General features: G+C 49.9%; 11 protein-coding genes. 8 read left to right on the top strand and 3 right to left on the bottom strand.

Annotated elements, in window-relative coordinates:
- The 8 genes from BLX24_RS23950 to BLX24_RS23915 form a co-directional block, all read left to right on the top strand.
- The coding region (locus tag BLX24_RS23950; RefSeq protein WP_218160715.1) for a hypothetical protein at positions 1–849 on the top strand (849 nt) is incomplete at its 5' end.
- The gene (locus tag BLX24_RS23945; RefSeq protein WP_177225913.1) at positions 839–1,222 is read left to right on the top strand and encodes a hypothetical protein; all 384 of its coding nucleotides are present in this window, start codon (positions 839–841) and stop codon (positions 1,220–1,222) included. The genes BLX24_RS23950 and BLX24_RS23945, both read left to right, overlap by 11 nt.
- Before the next feature lie 171 nt (positions 1,223–1,393).
- Positions 1,394–1,708 carry a hypothetical protein gene (locus tag BLX24_RS32250; protein WP_143092784.1) on the top strand — a complete coding sequence of 105 codons (315 nt, stop codon included), beginning with the start codon at positions 1,394–1,396 and terminating at the stop codon, positions 1,706–1,708.
- Between the two features lie 621 nt (positions 1,709–2,329).
- On the top strand, positions 2,330–2,671 hold the full coding sequence (locus BLX24_RS23935) for a carboxypeptidase regulatory-like domain-containing protein (protein ID WP_143092783.1): 342 nt from the start codon (positions 2,330–2,332) through the stop codon (positions 2,669–2,671).
- A gap of 164 nt (positions 2,672–2,835) precedes the next feature.
- The gene (locus BLX24_RS23930; protein WP_143092782.1) at positions 2,836–3,123 is read left to right on the top strand and encodes a hypothetical protein; all 288 of its coding nucleotides are present in this window, start codon (positions 2,836–2,838) and stop codon (positions 3,121–3,123) included.
- A gap of 117 nt (positions 3,124–3,240) precedes the next feature.
- Positions 3,241–3,696 (top strand): hypothetical protein, encoded by a 456-nt coding sequence (locus BLX24_RS23925; protein ID WP_071505744.1) that lies wholly within the window; start codon positions 3,241–3,243, stop codon positions 3,694–3,696.
- A 336-nt stretch (positions 3,697–4,032) separates the two neighbouring features.
- Positions 4,033–10,413 (top strand): putative Ig domain-containing protein, encoded by a 6,381-nt coding sequence (locus BLX24_RS23920; RefSeq protein WP_177225912.1) that lies wholly within the window; start codon positions 4,033–4,035, stop codon positions 10,411–10,413.
- A 162-nt stretch (positions 10,414–10,575) separates the two neighbouring features.
- The gene (locus BLX24_RS23915; protein ID WP_071505742.1) at positions 10,576–11,313 is read left to right on the top strand and encodes a LytR/AlgR family response regulator transcription factor; all 738 of its coding nucleotides are present in this window, start codon (positions 10,576–10,578) and stop codon (positions 11,311–11,313) included.
- Between the two features lie 50 nt (positions 11,314–11,363).
- Here BLX24_RS23915 and BLX24_RS23910 read toward each other — a convergent pair whose 3' ends face one another.
- From BLX24_RS23910 to BLX24_RS23900, 3 genes are all read right to left on the bottom strand, one after another.
- A complete protein-coding gene (locus tag BLX24_RS23910) occupies positions 11,364–12,851 on the bottom strand; it encodes a tetratricopeptide repeat protein (RefSeq protein WP_071505755.1) in 1,488 nt (495 codons plus the stop codon).
- An 82-nt stretch (positions 12,852–12,933) separates the two neighbouring features.
- The gene (locus BLX24_RS23905) at positions 12,934–13,686 is read right to left on the bottom strand and encodes a zinc ribbon domain-containing protein (protein ID WP_071505741.1); all 753 of its coding nucleotides are present in this window, start codon (positions 13,684–13,686) and stop codon (positions 12,934–12,936) included.
- Between the two features lie 86 nt (positions 13,687–13,772).
- Positions 13,773–14,873, bottom strand: a complete 1,101-nt coding sequence (locus BLX24_RS23900) for a Nif3-like dinuclear metal center hexameric protein (protein WP_071505740.1) — start codon at positions 14,871–14,873, stop codon at positions 13,773–13,775.
- Positions 14,874–14,928 lie beyond the last annotated feature (55 nt).

Raw genomic sequence — 14,928 nt, 5'->3', positions numbered from 1 at the left:
CTCGGGCGGTGGAATTCGGTGGACCCGCTGGCGGAGCAGATGCGGCGCTGGTCGACGTTTACGATGGCGTTTGACAATCCGCTGCGGTTTGTGGACCCCGATGGCATGAGCCCCACCACCGATAGCTATGGCTTGCAGGAGGGCTGGGATTTTAGTACTACTTTTAGTGACGAGGGAGAGCAGGAACAGCCGAAACCCCGGCCCCGGGCAAGTGCAATCAGTACCCGGCAGAACGAGCCTACATCAACAGCTCCCAAACCTGCCGCAAAGCAGGGCAGTAGCTTTGGTAAACAGCTCCGGACGACGTTTGTAAACTCAAGCCGGGCGGCGTGGCAGCGGACGGTGAATGCCTTTTTGCGGCGGGAGACCTACAGTCAGGCGCTGGAAGGGGCACTGGCTCTGGAAGGAGTGCGGGGGAGTTTGTTTACAAAGGTAGGCCAGGAGACGGCGGCAGCGGTAGTACCGGCCGTAGAACGGGAAGTAGTGTATGCTGAGTATGCCTTCGAGGAACGAATGGTGGCGCAAGAGTTCGGTAGGGGGGTAAAGAATAGTTTGAAATTTAGCGGTGACGAAGCCATAGTACATTTTGGTAAGCACAGGAAAAGTGTTATGGACGCTCTTGGTAAGACTTCTTATAATCTAAAAAATTATTTAGATGACGCGAACTTTATTATCAAGAATGGAACCTTTGTACCGGAAATGAATGGTTATGTTAGGCTTATTGGTGGTCAGGGTAGTGCTAAATTTGGATTTGTTGGCTTAAATAGGTCAACAGGAAACATAACTACATTTCATATTAAAACTGCTCAGGAGCTTGCTAGAAAAGCACCAGGTTTATTTGAATATTAAAAAAAATATGGTTCAAGTTAGCAATGTAAAATGGTTGTCAAAAGAGGCTAAGGAGGCCGAAGTATACTTGTCGGATGTAAATTTCAGTCTCATTGTTTTTTCTCATCCTTTTAATCAAAATGTAGGCGATAGCGTAAAATTGCCTTTATACACGTTGAATGCAAAGGGGATTTATAAGTTGAATAATACAGAAAATTTGCTTGTCAATAGAAAGGGGAAAACTTTTGGATATGAAATTTCAGGTACTGTTTTGAATAAAGAGTTAAATCAAATTCAAATCGGAGAGTTCGTAATCCAACTTGATGTCTCTTTACCAAATGATATAACTTCAGGCGATTATGTATCGTTTGTATGCGACCGTATAGATTTGTGAGAATGCCAGCGCCCCCGTTGTTTCTCGTCTGTGACAAGGAACCTCTATTCAAAAGGGCCTCCGGCGGCGGACCGCTCCGGCCCGTAAGTTGGCTTGCCAAAAGCGACTTAGGCGGTAGTACCGGCCGTAGAACGGGAAGTGGTGTATGCCGGGTTTGCCTTCGAAGAACGAATGGTGGCGCAGGAGTTCGGGGCGGCGGCAAAGGGGGGATTTGAACTCACAGCACACGGTGCAGAGAGAATTGCGGGAGCGGCTGCAACAAGAGGTGGTGTACTTTCTATGGAAGGAGTAAATTCCACCATGTCATTAGGTAAAACATTTACACAAGCAGATGGAGCGCATGTGTTTTTACATGAAATAACACCAGGTAGATTTAATGCTGTAATTCAGAATCAAACGACAGGAAAAGTTATTACAACTATGAGTAACTGGTCTTTGAAATCAATAAATAGAATAGGTAAAAATTATGGATGGCCAATTCAATAAGCAATCGGAAGTGATATGTTGCTTTTGTGGTAAAGGGCTTTTAGTTAAGGACGCTGTGATACTAAATGTACAACCAAATATTGAGAGCGAAGAAATACAGAATTTTTTTTCGCATAAAAAGCATTTTACTGAACTGATAGATAAGTCAATTCCTCTACATCCTGATTTTTTTGAAGATGACGACGATATAGAAATGTAAAATAGCCAAAGCCTGATTTAGCCTGTATTTTATCATTCAGGTACATATTTTAGGAGTTCGTTCCCGTTGTTTCTTGTCTGTGACGAGGAGTCCCTATTCATAAGGGCCTCCGGCGGCGGACCGCTCCGGCCCGAAAGTTGGCCCCGTTGTTTCTCGTCTGTGACGAGGAACCTCTATTCATAAGGGCCTCCGGCCCGAAAGTTAGCTTGTTACAAAACAATCTACGGGCGGGAGCGGTCCGCCGCCGCGGTCCCTTCTGGATAAAAATTACTCGCCACAGGCGAGCGATTACCCTGAGTACTGTCTGTTGCAGAGGCTTTACGAGTTAAAATAATCAGGTATCATGGGAGTAAATGCAAAGATAAGTGAAGTGGATTAGAGTTATACTGGTCCTGATAATTAGTGTAATACTCTTAGCTGTTTTGTACTTTTCTTTATATTTTTTTTTATCAAGGGATATTGAAGATGTAAGGGTTAAAGGATTGGTTTTTGATAGTACAGAAGGTAGACCATTAAGTAATGTAAAGGTAATAATTCGTAATGAACGGTATGAAAGTGATGCTGGTAAGATGAATTATGATGAGTATTTAGGACATGATCAAATCGTCGTTTATACAGATTCGAAAGGCTTTTTTTCTTGTGAACTCAAAAAAAGTGCCTTCCTATGGTTAATTTTCAGCAAGGCAGGCTATGAAAAATATATAGAGCCGGGGAAAAATACAAATAAGAACATGCAATACCGTATTGTGTTGAAAAGAAAATAAATAAATGATATTAATTTTTTCAAAAGCAATTTTTAGTGTTGAACTCTTTCTCCGTTGTTTCTCGTCTGTGACGAGGAACCCCTATTCAAAAGGGCCTCCGGCGGCGGACCGCTCCGGCCCGTAAGTTGGCTTGCCTAAAGCGACTTAGGGCGGTAGCACCGGCCGTGGAACGGGAAGTGGTGTATGCCGGATATGCCTTCGAAGAAAGCATGGTGGCGCAGGAGTTCGGGGCGGCGGCTGATGCAGGTTTTTGTGTGAATCCTGGTAAATTTGATTATTTTTTGCCATGTTGTGAGTGGCTTAGAACACAATATTGCAAGGTCTGCGCAAAGCTTAAAAGACTTAACAACGTGGGGATTAAAAATGAAAGCCAGTTACTTAAGTGTTTGGCCAAGCTATGGAAAGTGGGACAATTATATCGACTAAAACTAGTCAGTATGGAACAACTGTAATTAGAAGTATAAACATCGAAAACCAAGTAAGTGTTAATGTTAGCTTTTTTTATCAAAAAGGAAACATGAAGTCTATTCCTTCTGTTTCAATAATAATTCCTGAAATCCTTCAGTTAAATGAATATAAATGTAAAAAAAATATCAGAATTAGATTTTAGAAATCTAAAAATTCCAACTTTGTTTGAAGATGAGCCAATAGATAGGGCTTTTGGAATTGTATCAAATGGAAGGGCTGAATATAAGATAGGATGGCAAAGTGAAGATATTAAGCCAGTAGTAAAATGTATTAATGTTTTATTGTGCTCTATTGGTATAGATTTGGTTTTTGTGATATTTGACTTTTCGACGGGGGAAGTGTTAAAAAAAGTTTATTTAGATTATTACTTTTATGATATAATTATACATAAAGAGCTTTTGTTTGTAATCACTCAGCTTGAAGTTATAAGAATTATCACTACAGATTTTTCACTAAATAAAACATACTCTTTGCCTGATTATATTGAGAATTTTAAAATCGAGAAAGGAATTTTAGTGATAAAATGTATTGGAGGAGATATTGTATATGTGCAATAATTCATGTTATCCCGTTTGCACTCGCATTTTGCGAGTGAGGCTTACCCCATATTTTGCCCATGATGAACAAACCCCGTTGCTGTAGCGCGGGAATGCCGGCAGTAGGTAGCCTGCAACCGGCATAGCGCTGATGGCGAAGCCATAGTAAAAGCCTGTACCGGTTTCAGCACACCGGTACCGATCCCGAACGGACGTTTGGAGGTAAATAATCAGTTACCCTATTGGCCTGTTGGCTGAAGATTTCTCCGGAGAAACACGTTTCTATGGTTCATTAAAAATGATCATATGTTAATATTATTTAATTGATATTAACTTTTTCACCATCAAATCATGAGTATGAAACACCGTTTATGTACAGCTGTAGACAGCAGCATTGGGCGTAATTGCCGGGTATGGGCAATGCTGTTGTGTATGTTGGTAATTGGCCGGTTAGGCGCGGCACAATCGCTGCCGCCGTCGTATACCGCCACCCCGCCGGGCTCATCAACCCAAAACAAATCCGGGCTCGACTATACTAATCAGGATTACGACAAAATCCTGCCCGCATCGCCCGGCGCTGCCGCCCTGGGTACGTATGGCGAAATTCCGGTCAGCCTCTATACCGGTACACCGTCGATTACGATTCCCGTATATGAGCTTACCGGCGTGGAACTAAAGCTGCCCATCACGCTTTCGTACCGTGCTTCGGGTGTCCGGGTCGAAGACAACGCCTCATGGGTTGGCCTGGGGTGGTCGCTTGAGGCAGGAGGCGTCATTACCCGCAGTGTCCGGGATAAGGCCGAGCAACAGGCCGGTTCGGGCGTACGTGTACCGCTTCCGCTCGGAAACTCAACGGCATCGCTGAATACCCTGAAAAATACCGGCAATACCAATTACGATTTCGAGCCGGACATCTTTTACTATAATTTCATGGGTATGTCGGGCAGCTTTGTGTTTGATGCAACCGGCAAACCCCGGTTCAGCAACCAGGCGAGTTATCAGGTATCCTATACGACAACGTCTGCCCTGAGTAGCCAGAACAATTTTACGATTGTGACCGACAACGGCAACCGGTATGAATTCAACGGGCAGGAAATTACCACCAACGGAACCGGTGCCGTCACGGCCTGGTACTTAACCAAAATAACCTCGGCATCGGGCAAGGAAGTGATTGTATTCAACTACGTCGATGAATCGTATGGGTACCACATGCCTGCCCGCTCGTCGCGGCTGATTACCCCCAACGGACAATCCGGCTATTTGTCTGCGCCGGGCTACACCGATTTTGCCTACGAACGGTTTGTCTCGATTTTAGGGAAGCGCTTAACCACGATAACGTTTCAGGGCCTGGCAACGGTTGAGTTTAAGGCAAGCCCGAGACAGGATTTGTATACCAGCAGTACGCAGGGGGCAGGCTATCTCGACGAAATTACAATCAAGGATGTGGGGGGCGTCGTAAAAAAGGTGGTCGATCTACAGTATCAGTCCGTCAAGACGAGCGATCCGTATCAGGCGTTATCGGTCAATCCGTGTAAGGATGCCAACGGCTGTCCATATCTGAATTACCGGCTCTATCTGACCGGCGTACAGGATAAATCGGATGCGTCGCTGACCAATCCGCCAACCTACCGGTTTGAGTACTACGGCCGCAACACCGCCGGCGAAGACCTGCTACCCAATAAAGTGTCTGCCAATCAGGATCATTGGGGATATTATAACTACAATACTCTGTATAACAAGGATCTGAACCCAGGGTTCTGCGGTCCGTTTGGCGATGCCGATACCGAATTTTATAATTTATTCCAGCGATGTGATCCGGCGGCAGGCATAACATCCCTGAACTTATGGCAGATTGGCGGGGCTAACCGGGAGCCTTATTTTCCCGCCAGTCAGTACGGCAGTCTGCAACGGATCACGTACCCGACAGGCGGACAGTCTGAATTTATTTATGAACCCCATCAGTATCAGTACGTCGGAGCTACGGGCGTGCCGGCACCAACCTCAAACGAGTTATATTGTTACGGGCCAGATTATGCGAAACGGTATGCGGGGGGTATCCGGATCAGGGAGATCATCAACCGGATCGACGGGCAGCCGGTTAAACAGACGGAGTATACCTACGAAAACGGCGTCTTACGAGCCAAACCGCATTATTACAGCTATTTTTATTGGTCTACCTATGATGGTGTGACACGGAAGTCGCCCTTTCCGGAGTGCGGAACCATTGGAGGGTCAAGTGGTTATACATCAGACCGGCATTTGTACGTGGAGATCAATTCGGGTATGGTCACCGATCACGGGTATCGGGGCGGCACCCACATCGGGTATGGAAAAGTAACAGAACGAACGTTTACGACAAGCAATGCGGGCCGTATTTACAACGGAAAAACCGTTTATGAGTACAACTCAGAGCGAGACTCTCCGACCGGTTACAGTGCGGCTATTGCCTCCTTGTTCAGTCAGAGCGGGCAGACTATTACCGACTATCGGGAGAGCGCCATTACGGATCAATATGCCTGGCCGTTTTTCCCGGGGCAGAATCTGGATTGGGCACACGGGCAGTTACTGCGTAAAACGGTGATGAATGTCAGTGATCAGACCGTATTCAAACAGGAGTCGTATTATACCAATTCCAGCCTCGGCACCATACCGGCAGCGAAGGTGTTTGAGGTCAGAAAGGATAAAGAGTACTATTTTGTAAACTACGACTTTACGGAAGGGTGGCCACGACTCACCTCACAGGTCGAAACGACGTATGACCTGAACGGACAGAACGGAATCGTCGTCACGAAAAGTTTTGACTATGCTGCTACAAACCATAAATACCTGACCGGCGAAACAATGATGGGCAGCGATGGCTCTACGGCTCAGACCCGGCTGACGTATGTGGAGGATTACGCCAACACCGCCATGAACGGAACAATTGCCACGCTCAAGAGCAAAAATATACTTAATAAGGTCATTGGCAATCAGTTGCTACGCAATAACCTGACCACGCAGCACCGCATTACGCAGTATAATCCGGACGGGCAACCGATTTCTATTCATCAGCTGGAGACCGTGCAGCCGGTTCCGGTGACGGTAGATCCGGCGTCGGTGTTGCCGACAGTACCTGTCAGCGCTACCTACGTACCTAAAACGCAGATTACGTATGCCAATAAAGTGCAGCAAACCATTACACAAACCGACGGGCTGAATACCACTTATCTGTGGGGCTATAATTACATGCGTCCGGTAGCCGAAATCAGCAATGCAACGGCGGCTCAGCTTACCGCGACCGGCGTCGATCTGTCGCCGTTGACTAGCAGTACGGTTTCAGATGCCGGCATTCAGTCGGTCCTGGCTGCTTTGCGGCCTAAATTACCGCAGTCGCTGATTAAAGGATTTACGCACGATGTCTTGTTTGGCACTACCACTGAAATCAGCCCGGCAGGCATCAGTACCTATTACCGGTATGACGCCCTGGGCCGGCTGAAGCAGATACTGAATACCAATCAGGCCGTTGTAAAGCGCTACGAGTATGCCTACCGCCTTGCCGGGCCTACTGTTAGTTTGCCATTGACAGGAGTGAGCGCAGTGGTTGGGCAGTCCTTTAGTTATTCAGTGCCTGCGAATACGTTCTCCGATCCGGCCTCAATGACCGTCAGCATTGATCCGGCAGGTGCGCCTGCCTGGATGACTGTCAACGGAAAAGTAATCAGCGGAACCCCGCCCGCCGGTAGCGAGGGGCTGATGTATACACTTAGCGTAAAGGCGGTAAATCAATCCGGCGGAGTTACCTATGCTACACTGCCGGTTGCCGTTGTGGCACCGGCACCGCTCAGGCTGTTGCCGCCAACGTATGATTGTAACACCGGTATATTCAGCTTTAATGTGACCGGCGGAGATGGTACACCGGTCTATTTTCTGTCGACAGATATTACGGGTTGGACAACGAAGCGTACCGGCCACAGCGTACAATTTTATTGTGATGCCTTTCCGCTTACGCTCTATGCCCGTCAGGGAAGCACAATTGTCAATATGTCGTGGAGCTGGCAAACCTATTGTCAGTCGGTCAAACAGCCGCCGGTTCGTGACTACAGTATTCAGATTCCGAACCTGACCGCCACAACGGGTGTCCCGTTCTCCTATACGTTTCCGGCGATGGCTTTTTATGATCAGGACGGTTATCCGCTGACTTTTTCGGTGAGTGGGTTGCCGGTTGGGCTGACCTTTAATGCTGCCACCGGGGTTATTAGTGGTACGCCGGTAAGCGCCGGCACGTTTACCCTGAATTACAAGGCGACGAATAATGCCTGTATGACCAATCTGGCTATTCCGACCCTGACCATACAAGCCTGTACACAACCGCAACCGCCTGTGTTATCGGCTAATCCAACAACAATTTGCCCGAATCAGAGTGCGGTCATAACGGCCGGTGGCTGTTCCGGCGGAGTGATCCGCTGGTCTACAGGTAGTACTGGCACTACGCTGAACGTAACAACAACGGGATTTTATTCGGCCACCTGCGTTGTAAACGGCTGCGCCAGTAATGCGCGGAGCATCAATCTTGGTGCGGGAGCCACCTGTTGTAGTACCTTACCGGCCGCACCTGTGCTGGCGGCCAGTCAGGGAACAATTTGCCCCGGGCAGAATGTAACGCTGACCGCAAGCGGTTGTACCGGTGGGACGATTAACTGGTCTACCGGTAGTGTCGGTAATACGCTTGTGATCAGTGGGGCCGGAAGCTATTCGGCTACCTGTACGCAGAATGGCTGTGCGAGCCTTGCCGGGGTATTGCTGGTAGACGAAGGGGCAGAATGTTACAAACTGGCCACGTCAGCGAGGATATATACCCGGCCAAATCCGGGCTGGAATATCATGTTCCGTTATGTTGGCGGTGTTTTTCAGGGATCGAATGATATAATAAACCCGCTGGAATCGAAAAGCTGGACAACCCTCGCTACCATTACAACGGACCCGGTCGCCGATGCCTGGAACAGCTATGCATTTGCCGGTAATACAGTTCCCTATCGTTATGTACGGTTCGTGGCTGGCCCGAACGGCTATGGCGAACTGATGGAGATTGAGTTCTACAGCGGTAATACGAAAATAACCGGAACAAGCTTCGGGTCTCCGGCAACGTATAATAACCAGTCAAACTATGTGTCCGGAAATGTCTTTGATGGTAATACAACCACGATGTGGCACGGCGCCACAACCGGGAATTCCAATTATGTCGGTATTGGTCAGGAAAGTAAGGTACCGCCGTGTGTACCGCCGTCAGCACCTGTTCTTACGGCAGGAGCTACCGGTTTCTGCGCCGGTCAGGGAATGATACTGACTGCCGGCGGATGCAGCAGCGGAACAATTACCTGGGCGGGCGGGGCTACCGGCTCTTCTTTTACGATAACAACGCCAGGGATTTATACCGCCACCTGTAAGCAGGGAACCTGTGTGAGCCAACCCGGTAGTTTAACCGTACCGGCGATAACTAACTGTCCACCGGCTCCGAACGGGGCGGTCAGCTTACCGGCTCTTACTGTGGTGGCCGGCGCAGCTATGGCTTATTATCTGCCACTCAATGCCTTTACCGAGCCTGAAAATCAAAGTATGGCCTATGCCGCCAGCGGTTTGCCCGGGGGGGTAACCATAAACGGCTTTACGATAAGTGGAGTGGCTAATACACCGGGTACCTATACGGCAACCCTTACCGCAACTGATCCGTATGGTGCATCCGGAAGCAGATCGTTAGTGATAATTGTGAGTAGTCAGGCAGTGGCTTTTCAACTGCTGGCACCGTCTTATAACTGCTCAACGGGTAGTTTTTATTTCAACTCAACCGGCGGCAACGGCTCAACTGTGTATTATATGGCTGTCGGGGTGACCGGCTGGACAACCGCTGCCGGGCCATTTACGGTATTGCCTTACACCGATGCTCAGCCGTTTACCCTGCAAGGCTGGCAGAGCGGGAATTTTTATACCTATACCTGGGACTGGAAAGCTACCTGTCAGACGACAAACGCGCCACCTGTGAGAAACAACGCTGTGTCGCTACCGGCTACTTTAACGGCGGTTACCGGCAATGCATTTACCTACACGATACCGGCAGGCGTTTTTACTGACCCGGAAGGACAGGCAATGACGTATGCTATGAGTGGTTTACCGGCAGGCCTGTCTTTTAATCCGGCTACACAGCAGATAAGTGGAACTTCATCGGTTACGGGGTCTTTTACATTAACGTATCAGGCAACCGATAATGCCAATGCGTCTGCCAGTACACAAATGGTATTGGTTATATACTCAGCCTGTAACTGTCCCGGGTGCAACCCATGTGGCCTTGTTGCTACGTCTGCCCGGATTTATACCCGGCCAAATACGAGCGGGGTGCAGCTTATGTATCGTTACGGAGGGGCGGTGTTCCAGGGATCAAACGATAATCAGAACTGGACTACGCTGGCGTCAATTATTGTGTACCCTAATCCAGGTGCCTGGAACAGCTATACTTTTACAGGAAATGCAAACGTCTACAAATACCTGCGGTTTGTGGCCGGTCCGCAGGGATATGGTGAGTTAATGGAGATCGAATTCTATAACGCTGCGAAAAAGATATCCGGCGTTATGTTCGGCTCAACGGCTACCTATGGCGGTAATCAGGCACTCTATTCGTTTACCAATGCGTTTGATGGTAACCAGGCTACCATGTGGCACGGGGCCGTGCCGGGCAATGTAAACTATGTCGGAATCACTCAGCCATAAGGCGTGTCAATGACGGAAAAAGAGGGTCAGCGCGTTCTGGCAGCGATACAGATTCTCCCGGTAATGTAACAGAAGTGTCGATAAAACTGTAAATTGCACAAGCCTTGTCCGTCACGCCAAAAAGCCGGCAGGGCGTCTATCTCGCAATTTGACACAATATTAATGAAAACCCTTCTTGTAGACGACGAGCGGTTAGCACGCGCCGAACTGCGCCGATTGCTGGAGAATTTCCCGAAAATTGACATCATCGGCGAGGCCGCTAATGCGGACGAGGCATTGCCCATGATTGAGGACCTTCAACCGGATTTGCTCTTTCTGGACATTCAGATGCCGGGCAAAAACGGATTTGAACTCCTGCAGTCCATCGAAGGCAAAGCGCCGGATGTGATTTTTACCACCGCCTACGATGAATACGCGATCAAGGCCTTTGAGTTCAATGCGCTCGATTACCTGCTGAAGCCGGTGGAGCTGAACCGGCTGACGGAAGCCATTCACCGCGTGGAGGAGGAGCATCATCACCGCAACGAACCGGAGCGCACCCAAAAAGACATTTCGACCAAGATTCTGGGCGAAAACGACCAGGTCTTTGTCAAAGACGGTGAAAAGTGCTGGTTCGTGAAGCTGGGTAAAGTGCGGTTGTTTGAGTCGATGGGGAACTACGTGCGCCTGTATTTCGACGATCAGAAGCCGCTTGTCCTGAAGTCGCTCAACGCGCTCGAAGACCGGCTCGATCCGGCCACGTTCTTCCGCGCCAACCGGAAACACATCATCAACCTGCAATGGATCGACAAAATCGAGCCGTGGTTCAGCGGCGGGTTGCTGGTTACCCTGCGCGGGGGCGATAAAATCGAAATCAGCCGCCGCCAGGCCATCCGCTTTAAAGACTTACTGAGTCTGTAACGTCATACGATACAAGCCGGGGGAGTGATTAACAGGCTCAGGCCTGCTGGTCACTCCCCCAGGTCGTTCAGGGCGGCCCTGGCTTTGTTGTCAATGCTGTTTTTATACTCATGCTTTTTGTAGCTGAGTGCCTTCTCAAAATATTGCCGGGCCCTGGCATTATTTTTCTGTTGCTGATAGAGGTAGCCAAGCTGAAGGGCTGAGGTTGCGCCAAACGAGAGCTGACCGGCCTCGCTGAGGGAAATGGCCCGTTCAAACAACGGAATAGCGGCCGGCAGCTCGGCCCGCTTTTGCCGGATGCGGCCAAGCCGGTAATTGTATTCCGCCTTTTCGGCCGTTGATCCGAACCGCGCTTCGGTATAGCCTCTCAGGTGCTCCAGGGCGTCGTCCAGAAAACCGCCGTCGAACGCCAGCCGTGCTTTCATCAATACCTTCTGGTTGGCCGACGGGGCTCTCTTCGCGAAATTTTCGGCAAACTGCTGCGCCACTTTATCCGTTTCTGCCACCGTTTTGCCGACCGACGTTACCTTTTGCAGATAAGGCAGGGCCTTGCCGTCTTCGTTATCGAGCCAGAAGCTGAGAAACAGCTTGTAATACGCATCTTTCAGAAAGCTCTGCCCGCGGTACGTACTTAAAAAACGCCGGAACGCTCCCTGTGCTTTGTCATACTGCGCCTGTTGCAGGTAAATGTCTCCGAGAATGCTGTTCAGGACCGGCATCGGCAGGTAGTCGGGGCCGGTTGGCCGGCTGTTCAGGTAAGCCAGGGCCTGTTCGCTATGCCCGTTTTTGATCTGCATCGTAGCCCCGAAATAATGAACAAGCAGGTTATCCGGCTGACTGTTTACCCACGGGGTCAGTTGCTGACTCACGGCCGGCGACATGGTCAGTATGTACGACCGGGCCAGCAGTTCGAGCAGATAGGCTTCATTTTTCAGCAGCGGATCATGCTGGGCGCGTTCGAGTTCCTGAAGTCCCAGCCGGACATTGCCCCGAAGCCCGAGCATGTTGGTCAGCCAGGTATAGTTGTCGGGTACTGACCCGAACAGGATGTGCAGCAGGCCAAGGGCTTTGTAGGTAGGCAGAAACGAGGGGTATTTTTCCTGGTTATCGGCCAGCAGCCGGAACGCTTTGATGATGTCCCGGCCTGCGCTGATTTCATGGCCGAACTTCAGTTTGGCAAACGCCCAGTGCAGCCTGACCTCTGCCTGTAGCACGCGGGCATAGGGCGAATCGTCGGGTAAGGTACGCAACTGATCGAGCCGCTGCGTTTCCCGGCCTGCCAGCTGATCAAACGCCTTTTCATCGTCGTTGATGAGCAGTATGAGCATATCGGCATAATCAGTGAGCCAGATAGTGATCCCGTTCCGGCTGTTTTCGGCCGCCAGCCGCTGAAGGGCGGGTTGTACTTTCAGCTTCGACAGGTCGGCGTATGCCTGCTGATGGCCGGCCGTCCAGCCATACGGCTGCGCACCGGCGGGTTTCGCACCGGCGGGTTGCTGACCGGCCAGCCACAAGAGGAATATCGATAGAACATGCATGTACATAGCGCACCATTCATGACAAAAATAAAAAAGCCCCGCCTGATTCTGTCAGGCGGGGCGTACAAGGGGCAATCCGCAGTTACCGGCGACCGGTTACTGCGGGCTCAGGTGCGCCTTCTACGTCGGCCAGCACGCGGCCGCAGTGTTCGCACACGATGATTTTCTTCTTGTCTTTGATGTCAGCCTGACGCTGTGGGGGAACCACGTTGAAGCAGCCGCCACACGCACCGCGTTTAACGGTTACCACGGCCAGACCGTTGAGGGCGTTGCCCCGGATTTTGGTGTACGACTTCAGCAGACGTTCTTCAATGTGCGTAGCTTGCTCGTCGCGGTCAACTTTCAGGCGTTTTTCTTCTTCTTCGCTTTCGGCCAGAATCTGATCCAGTTCCTGTTTTTTCACGCGCAGGTCTTCTTTCCGCTCATTCAGGGCGCCCTGTGTCGCCTTGATTTCGTCTTCCTTCCCGGCAATGCGGAACAGCGCTTCCTTAATGCGTTTGTCGGCCAGTTCGATTTCGAGCGATTGCAGTTCGATTTCTTTGGAGATGGCATCGTACTCACGGTTGTTCCGTACGTTCATCTGCTGGTCTTTATAGCGATTAATCAGGCGTTCGGCGTCCTTTTTCGACAACCGGTTGCGTTCGATTTCGTCGTTCAGCGTGCTGATTTCGTCGTTAAACTTACCAATTCGCGTTTCAAAACCGGCGATTTCATCCTCCAGATCCCGAACCTCTTCAGGCAGGCTACCACGAATTTTAATCAGATCATCGAGGGAAGAGTCAATCGTTTGTAGTTTGAGAAGAGCATCCAGTTTTTGCGCAATTGTTAGTTCCATTCGAGCGAATATATTTTAATGTAAAAGGCATTATGAATACTGAACACCAGGCTATCTGTAAATAGTTTGGCAGCAACCATAACCTGCTAAAAATAGTACTGAATCGGGTTAGTCACCGTTTCAGACAAAATTACCGCAAAATTAGTGAAATGTTTTGATAAATAGTGCTGAATCAGCTCCTTTGTAAAGACTTCACTTTCGTAATGGCCAATGTCGCAGATCACAATTTGCTGATCGGCATCGAAAAATTCGTGGTATTTGTAGTCGGCAGTCACCAGCACATCGGCACCGGCACGAATAGCGTTGGGCAGTAAAAAGCCGCCCGCGCCCCCGCAAACCGCTACCCGGCGGACCGGCTTATCCGGCAAAGCTGTATGGCGGATGACCGTGACGTTCATGTGCTGCTTCAGGTAAGCCAGAAAATCGGGGCCGCTCATTGCCTCCGGTAAATCGCCGATGGCGCCCGAACCAACCTCGCCGTTGACGTTCAGTACCGGATATAAATCATGGGCAACCTCTTCGTACGGATGCGCTTTTTTCATGGCCGATACAATGGCCCCTTCCAGATAGGCCGGAAAAATAACCTCGACCTTGTGTTCGCGTACGGCTTCGTCAGTACCTACCTGACCGATTACCGGATTGGCGCCGTCCAGTGGCTTAAAGGTCCCCGTGCCCTCGACGCGGAACGAACAGTGTTCGTATTGGCCGATATGACCGGCTCCGGCCGCATACAGCGCCTGTAACAAGGCTTCGGTATAATCGACCGGAATATACACCGATAGCTTGGTCAGCGTCTGCCCTTTGGGCGAAAGAATGCGTGGGTCCCGCAGGCTTAGTTTTTCGGCAATTTTAAAATTTACTCCGCCTGTGACGTTATCTAGATTAGTATGAGAAGCGTAGAGCGCTACATCGTTTTTAATGGCTTTTATCACGGCCCGTTCCACATAATTGCGGCCGTTGAATTTCTTCAGGCCTTTAAATACAATGGGATGGTGGGCTACCACCACGTTGCAGCCTCTGGCAATGGCTTCGTCGATAACGGCTTCGGTCGCGTCGAGCGTGACCAGCACGCCGGTGGCGGGTGTTGACGGATCACCGACGATGAGCCCGGCGTTGTCGTATGATTCCTGATAGGCCAGCGGAGCCCAGGCTTCCAGGCAGGCCGTTAACGTGCGTATGCTTGTCATAGAGTGAGAGAGCGAAAGAGTGAGAGAGCGGCCGCCGCGCGGCGAAAGAGTGATT

The sequence above is a fragment of the Arsenicibacter rosenii genome, from assembly GCF_001870735.1.
Lineage (GTDB): Bacteria > Bacteroidota > Bacteroidia > Cytophagales > Spirosomataceae > Arsenicibacter > Arsenicibacter rosenii.
This window is presented reverse-complemented; position numbering and strand designations above follow the sequence as displayed.

Bases quoted from the DNA above. Each gene is read 5' to 3' on its own strand.
- BLX24_RS23905 (WP_071505741.1), bottom strand. From the start codon at position 13,686: ATGGAACTAACAATTGCGCAAAAACTGGATGCTCTTCTCAAACTACAA.
- BLX24_RS23920 (WP_177225912.1), top strand. From the start codon at position 4,033: ATGAAACACCGTTTATGTACAGCTGTAGACAGCAGCATTGGGCGTAAT.
- BLX24_RS32250 (WP_143092784.1), top strand. From the start codon at position 1,394: ATGGTGGCGCAGGAGTTCGGGGCGGCGGCAAAGGGGGGATTTGAACTC.
- BLX24_RS23915 (WP_071505742.1), top strand. From the start codon at position 10,576: ATGAAAACCCTTCTTGTAGACGACGAGCGGTTAGCACGCGCCGAACTG.
- BLX24_RS23910 (WP_071505755.1), bottom strand. From the start codon at position 12,851: ATGCATGTTCTATCGATATTCCTCTTGTGGCTGGCCGGTCAGCAACCC.
- BLX24_RS23900 (WP_071505740.1), bottom strand. From the start codon at position 14,873: ATGACAAGCATACGCACGTTAACGGCCTGCCTGGAAGCCTGGGCTCCG.
- BLX24_RS23925 (WP_071505744.1), top strand. From the start codon at position 3,241: ATGAATATAAATGTAAAAAAAATATCAGAATTAGATTTTAGAAATCTA.